A 5,817-nucleotide genomic window follows, 5' to 3' on the forward strand; every position below is an offset into this window, starting at 1 on the left:
AAAGGTCCTGCTCGGCGGCAGCGGCAAGGACAGTGTGGACTTCCGTTACCTGAACGACCGTGGCGACATCGTCAAACGTGCGCACCCGTTCGAAGGCATTGTTCCCAATCTCGAGCGTCGCTATCGGGAAACCGAGTCGACAACAGTTCGAGAGGAGCTGGCAAAGTTTCTCAGTACGCAGCCCTGCCCCGAATGTCGTGGCACGCGATTGCGCCGTGAGGCTCGTCACGTGTGGGTCGGCGAGAAGACACTTCCCGCTGTCACGAACATGCCGATTGGCGACGCGACCAATTACTTTGGGGAGTTGAAGCTCACGGGCCGACGCGGTGAGATCGCTGACAAGATTCTCAAAGAGATCCGGGAACGCCTGCAATTCCTCGTCAACGTCGGGCTTGATTATCTGACGCTGGATCGCAGTGCCGATACGCTGTCCGGCGGCGAAGCGCAGCGAATTCGTCTGGCGAGCCAGATCGGCGCCGGCCTGGTGGGCGTCATGTATATCCTCGACGAACCTTCGATTGGCCTGCATCAACGCGATAACGACCGCTTGCTGGACACGCTCCGGCACCTTCGCGACATTGGTAACACGGTCATCGTGGTTGAGCACGATGAGGACGCGATCCGACTGGCGGATTACGTGGTCGACATCGGGCCGGGGGCAGGCATACATGGCGGCAATATCGTCGCCGAGGGCACACCGCAAGAAGTCATGGACCATCCTGATTCACTCACCGGCAAATACTTATCGGGCCGGGTGAAAATCGCCGTTCCTGCCAAACGGACGCCCCGCAACAAAAAGCTGTCCCTCAAACTCAAGGGCGCGCGGGGCAACAACCTGCGCAACGTCGATCTGGAGATTCCAATTGGCTTGCTGACCTGCGTGACGGGCGTGTCGGGCTCGGGCAAGTCGACATTGATCAACAACACGCTGTTCCCACTCAGCGCCACCGCGCTGAACGGCGCTACGACGCTTGAGGCTTCAGCACACGACAGCATCGACGGTTTGCAGCACCTGGATAAAGTCGTTGATATTGATCAAAGCCCGATTGGACGTACGCCGCGGTCGAACCCGGCCACGTACACCGGCCTGTTTACCCCAATCCGTGAGTTGTTCGCCGGCGTACCGGAATCACGGTCTCGCGGTTACGGCCCAGGCCGATTCTCCTTCAACGTCAAGGGCGGGCGCTGCGAAGCGTGCCAGGGCGACGGTTTGATCAAGGTCGAGATGCACTTTCTGCCTGACATCTACGTGCCCTGCGATGTATGCAAGAGCAAGCGATACAACCGCGAGACGCTGGAGGTGAAGTACAAGGGCAAGAACGTCCACGAGGTTCTGGAAATGACCATCGAGGAAGCGAGGACATTCTTCGACGCAGTCCCTGCCCTCGCCCGCAAGCTGCAGACGTTGATGGATGTGGGTCTGTCCTACATCAAGCTGGGCCAGTCGGCGACAACGCTTTCAGGCGGTGAAGCGCAGCGTGTAAAGCTGTCTCGGGAGCTTTCCAAGCGTGACACTGGCAAGACCTTGTACATCCTGGATGAGCCCACTACGGGCCTGCACTTCGCGGATATTCAGCAGCTGCTGGACGTCTTGCATCGATTACGAGACCACGGCAACACGGTCGTTGTGATCGAGCACAACCTGGACGTGATCAAGACTGCGGACTGGCTCGTTGATCTTGGACCTGAGGGCGGATCGAAAGGCGGACAGATCATCGCGACGGGTACGCCAGAACAGGTCGCGGAGATGAAGCAGTCCTACACCGGCCATTACCTGAAGCCGCTTTTGGAGCGTGATCGCGCTTGATCCTCCGGCCTTGACAAAAAGCCCCTGTCGCGATGTGCGGCAGGGGCTTTTTTGTAGTGAACGTCTGAGTAGTCAGAACTGCGATTGCAGGTAGTTCTCCAAACCGATCGATTTGATCAGGCCCAACTGCTTTTCTAGCCAGTAGGTATGATCCTCTTCAGTGTCGGCGAGCTGAATGCGAAGGATGTCACGGCTAACGTAATCCCTGTGCTGCTCACAGAGCGCAATACCTTTGCACAGTGCGGCGCGCACCTTGTATTCCAGGCGAAGGTCACTGGCGAGCATCTCCGGTACCGTTGTGCCTACATCCAGATCGTCAGGACGCATACGCGGGGTGCCTTCCAGCATGAGAATCCGGCGCATCAACGCATCAGCGTGTTGGGCCTCTTCTTCCATCTCGTGATTGATCCGCTCGTACAGCTTGCTGAAACCCCAGTCTTCGTACATGCGCGAATGGACGAAATATTGGTCGCGCGCAGCCAGTTCGCCTGTCAGCAGCGTGTTGAGGTAATCAATTACATCTGGGTGGCCTTGCATCGCCGTACATCTCCTCGTGAAAGGCATTAGTTTGAACCAACCTGATCGGAAGGTCACCCCACGAGATAGCAAATAAAACCACAATTGCGGCGAATTTCGGTCATTCGGTGCCGAAAAGGCGGGTAAATGAGGAGGTTTCCGTTTATCACTTAGAATCACCGCCGAATGGGACCGATTGATCGCTGCGGGCGGATTACGGCAGGCAACAAAAAACCGGGCACTAGGCCCGGTTTCGTGTACTGACTTACGTCTTATTCAGCGGCTTCTACAGAGCCACCGACAGGACGATCAACCAGTTCGACGTACGCCATTGGCGCGTTGTCGCCAGCGCGGAAACCGCACTTGAGGATGCGCAGGTAGCCACCCTCACGAGTTGCATAACGCTTGCCCAGGTCGTTGAACAGCTTGCCGACCATTTCTTTCGAACGGGTGCGGTCAAATGCCAGACGACGGTTGGCTACGCTGTCAACCTTGGCCAAAGTGATCAGCGGCTCAGCAACACGACGCAGTTCTTTGGCTTTTGGCAGGGTAGTTTTGATCAGCTCGTGCTCGAACAGCGACACCGCCATGTTTTGAAACATGGCCTTACGGTGAGAGCTGGTACGGCTCAGGTGACGTCCACTTTTACGATGACGCATGGTTCATTCCTTACCAAACACTACGTTCGGTGATTACGACGATCAGGCAGTCGCCTTGTCGTCCTTCTTAAGACTTGCAGGCGGCCAGTTGTCGAGGCGCATGCCGAGGGAGAGACCACGAGAAGCCAGAACGTCCTTGATTTCGGTCAAGGATTTCTTGCCCAGGTTCGGAGTCTTCAACAGTTCTACTTCGGTGCGCTGAATCAGGTCGCCGATGTAGTAAATGTTCTCCGCCTTAAGGCAGTTGGCCGAACGTACAGTCAGTTCCAAATCGTCAACCGGACGAAGCAGGATCGGATCGATCTCGTCTTCCTGTTCGACTACAACGGGTTCGCTATCACCTTTGAGGTCGACGAACGCAGCCAACTGCTGTTGCAGGATGGTTGCTGCACGACGGATAGCCTCTTCAGGATCCAGAGTACCGTTGGTTTCCAGATCAATAACCAGTTTGTCCAGGTTGGTACGTTGCTCGACACGGGCGTTTTCCACCACGTATGCAATGCGACGAACCGGGCTGAACGAAGAGTCGAGCTGCAAGCGACCAATGCTGCGGCTTTCGTCTTCATCGCTCTGACGCGAATCGGCTGGTTCATAACCGCGACCACGAGCTACAACGAGCTTCATGTTCAGGGCGCCGTTAGACGCCAGGTTAGCGATTACGTGATCGGGGTTAACGATCTCGACATCATGATCCAGCTGAATATCGGCAGCGGTAACCACCCCCGAACCCTTCTTCGACAAGGTCAGCGTAACTTCGTCTCGACCGTGCAGCTTGATAGCCAGACCTTTAAGGTTCAACAGGATTTCAATTACATCTTCCTGTACACCTTCGATGGCGCTGTACTCATGGAGTACACCGTCAATCTCGGCCTCGACTACTGCACAGCCGGGCATGGAGGACAACAGGATGCGGCGCAGCGCGTTGCCCAGGGTATGGCCGAAACCACGCTCGAGAGGCTCGAGAGTGATTTTGGCGCGGGTCGGACTGACAACCTGCACATCAATGTGGCGGGGTGTCAGGAACTCATTTACCGAAATCTGCATGGATGCACCTATTTTCTAGCCCTTACTTGGAGTAGAGCTCGACAATCAGGCTTTCGTTGATGTCGGCGGACAGATCACTGCGAGCTGGGACGCTTTTGAAGACGCCAGATTTTTTCTCAGTGTCTACTTCTACCCATTCTACGCGGCCACGTTGGGCACACAGATCGAGAGCCTGGACAATACGCAGCTGGTTCTTCGCTTTTTCACGAATGGCCACTACGTCACCAGCACGAACCTGGTAGGACGGAACGTTAACGGTTTTGCCGTTTACGCTTACCGACTTGTGCGATACCAGCTGACGCGATTCGGCACGAGTCGAACCGAAGCCCATGCGGTATACAACGTTGTCCAGACGGCATTCGAGCAGCTGCAGCAGGTTCTCACCCGTTGCGCCTTTCTTGCCGGCGGCTTCTTTGTAGTAGCCGCTGAACTGACGCTCAAGAACGCCATAAATACGACGGACCTTCTGCTTTTCACGCAGTTGGGTGCCGTAGTCGGACTGGCGACCGCGGCGTTGGCCGTGGATACCAGGTGCTGCTTCGATGTTGCACTTCGATTCGATCGCGCGCACGCCGCTCTTCAGAAAGAGATCGGTGCCTTCGCGACGAGCGAGTTTGCATTTTGGACCAATGTAACGAGCCATTCTTTACAATCTCCTGGATTACACGCGGCGCTTCTTCGGCGGACGGCACCCGTTGTGCGGGATTGGCGTCACGTCGGTGATGCTGGCGATCTTGTAGCCGCAGCCGTTCAAAGCACGGACAGCAGATTCACGACCTGGACCTGGACCTTTGACGTTGACGTCGAGGTTTTTCAGGCCGTATTCCAGCGCAGCTTGACCAGCACGTTCAGCAGCTACTTGAGCAGCAAACGGCGTGGACTTGCGAGAACCGCGGAAACCCGAACCACCGGAGGTTGCCCAGGAAAGAGCGTTACCTTGACGGTCGGTGATGGTCACGATTGTGTTGTTAAAAGAAGCATGGATGTGGGCGATGCCATCAACCACTGTCTTTTTAACTTTTTTACGAGGACGAGCAGCAGGTTTTGCCATGATTTAATTCCTGTCGATTCGCTGAGGCGATTACTTGCGGATCGGCTTACGCGGACCTTTACGGGTACGCGCGTTAGTCTTGGTACGCTGACCGCGTACTGGAAGACCACGACGATGACGCAGACCGCGATAGCAACCGAGGTCCATCAAGCGCTTGATTTTCATGTTGATTTCGCGACGCAGGTCACCTTCAGTGGTGAACTTCGCGACTTCGCCACGCAGCTGTTCAATCTGCTCGTCGCTCAGATCTTTGATCTTCACAGCCGGGTTAACCCCGGTGGTAGCACAGATTTTGTGTGCAGTTGTGCGACCAACACCATAGATGTAGGTCAGCGAGATAACAGTATGCTTGTTATCTGGAATGTTAACGCCTGCAATACGGGCCATTCAGTGGGACTCCAATTGACAGCTACCTACGCCACGGAAGCCAAGAAATAGGGCGCGAGATAATATCGCTGTAATAACAAATAATCAACCCGGTAGCGCACTAGCTACCGGGCTTGAAGCACAATCACACTCAGCCTTGGCGCTGTTTGTGACGCGGTTCCGCGCTGCAAATTACTCGAACAACACCTTCGCGGCGAATAATCTTGCAGTTGCGGCACAGCTTTTTCACCGATGCACGAACTTTCATCACCAACTCCTCGAACCTTATGGGTGCTTCAGCGCAGCATGCCGCTGCCGTAGCCCTTCAGGTTGGCTTTCTTCATCAGGGATTCATACTGGTGCGAAACGAGGTG

The 5,817-nt window shown here is 55.6% G+C and carries 9 protein-coding genes; 1 reads left to right on the forward strand and 8 read right to left on the reverse strand.

What is annotated here, in order from left to right:
- Nucleotides 1-1,807 (forward strand): excinuclease ABC subunit UvrA (gene uvrA, locus VF672_RS11755; RefSeq protein ID WP_331104771.1); only part of this gene is annotated, 1,807 nt, incomplete at its 5' end.
- Between the two features lie 72 nt (nt 1,808-1,879).
- Here the strand turns inward: uvrA and bfr are convergent.
- From bfr to VF672_RS11795, 8 genes are all read right to left on the reverse strand, one after another.
- Nucleotides 1,880-2,344, reverse strand: a complete 465-nt coding sequence (bfr, locus tag VF672_RS11760; RefSeq protein WP_122623962.1) for a bacterioferritin — start codon at nt 2,342-2,344, stop codon at nt 1,880-1,882.
- A 251-nt stretch (nt 2,345-2,595) separates the two neighbouring features.
- A complete protein-coding gene (rplQ, locus tag VF672_RS11765; RefSeq protein ID WP_062384499.1) occupies nt 2,596-2,982 on the reverse strand; it encodes a 50S ribosomal protein L17 in 387 nt (128 codons plus the stop codon).
- Nucleotides 2,983-3,024: 42 nt separating this feature from the next.
- A complete protein-coding gene (locus VF672_RS11770) occupies nt 3,025-4,026 on the reverse strand; it encodes a DNA-directed RNA polymerase subunit alpha (RefSeq protein WP_007970428.1) in 1,002 nt (333 codons plus the stop codon).
- A gap of 22 nt (nt 4,027-4,048) precedes the next feature.
- Nucleotides 4,049-4,669 (reverse strand): 30S ribosomal protein S4, encoded by a 621-nt coding sequence (gene rpsD, locus VF672_RS11775; RefSeq protein ID WP_037017742.1) that lies wholly within the window; start codon nt 4,667-4,669, stop codon nt 4,049-4,051.
- 18 nt (nt 4,670-4,687) lie between these two features.
- Nucleotides 4,688-5,077 carry a 30S ribosomal protein S11 gene (rpsK, locus tag VF672_RS11780; RefSeq protein WP_002555466.1) on the reverse strand — a complete coding sequence of 130 codons (390 nt, stop codon included), beginning with the start codon at nt 5,075-5,077 and terminating at the stop codon, nt 4,688-4,690.
- A gap of 30 nt (nt 5,078-5,107) precedes the next feature.
- On the reverse strand, nt 5,108-5,464 hold the full coding sequence (rpsM, locus tag VF672_RS11785) for a 30S ribosomal protein S13 (protein WP_037017739.1): 357 nt from the start codon (nt 5,462-5,464) through the stop codon (nt 5,108-5,110).
- A gap of 130 nt (nt 5,465-5,594) precedes the next feature.
- Nucleotides 5,595-5,711: a 50S ribosomal protein L36 gene (gene rpmJ / locus VF672_RS11790; RefSeq protein WP_002555468.1), complete on the reverse strand. Its 117-nt coding sequence runs from the start codon at nt 5,709-5,711 to the stop codon at nt 5,595-5,597.
- 28 nt (nt 5,712-5,739) lie between these two features.
- A partial coding sequence (locus VF672_RS11795; RefSeq protein WP_241801723.1) for a hypothetical protein occupies nt 5,740-5,817 on the reverse strand: 78 nt, incomplete at its 5' end.

It is taken from the genome of Pseudomonas sp. (assembly GCF_036387035.1).
Classification (GTDB): Bacteria; Pseudomonadota; Gammaproteobacteria; order Pseudomonadales; family Pseudomonadaceae; genus Aquipseudomonas.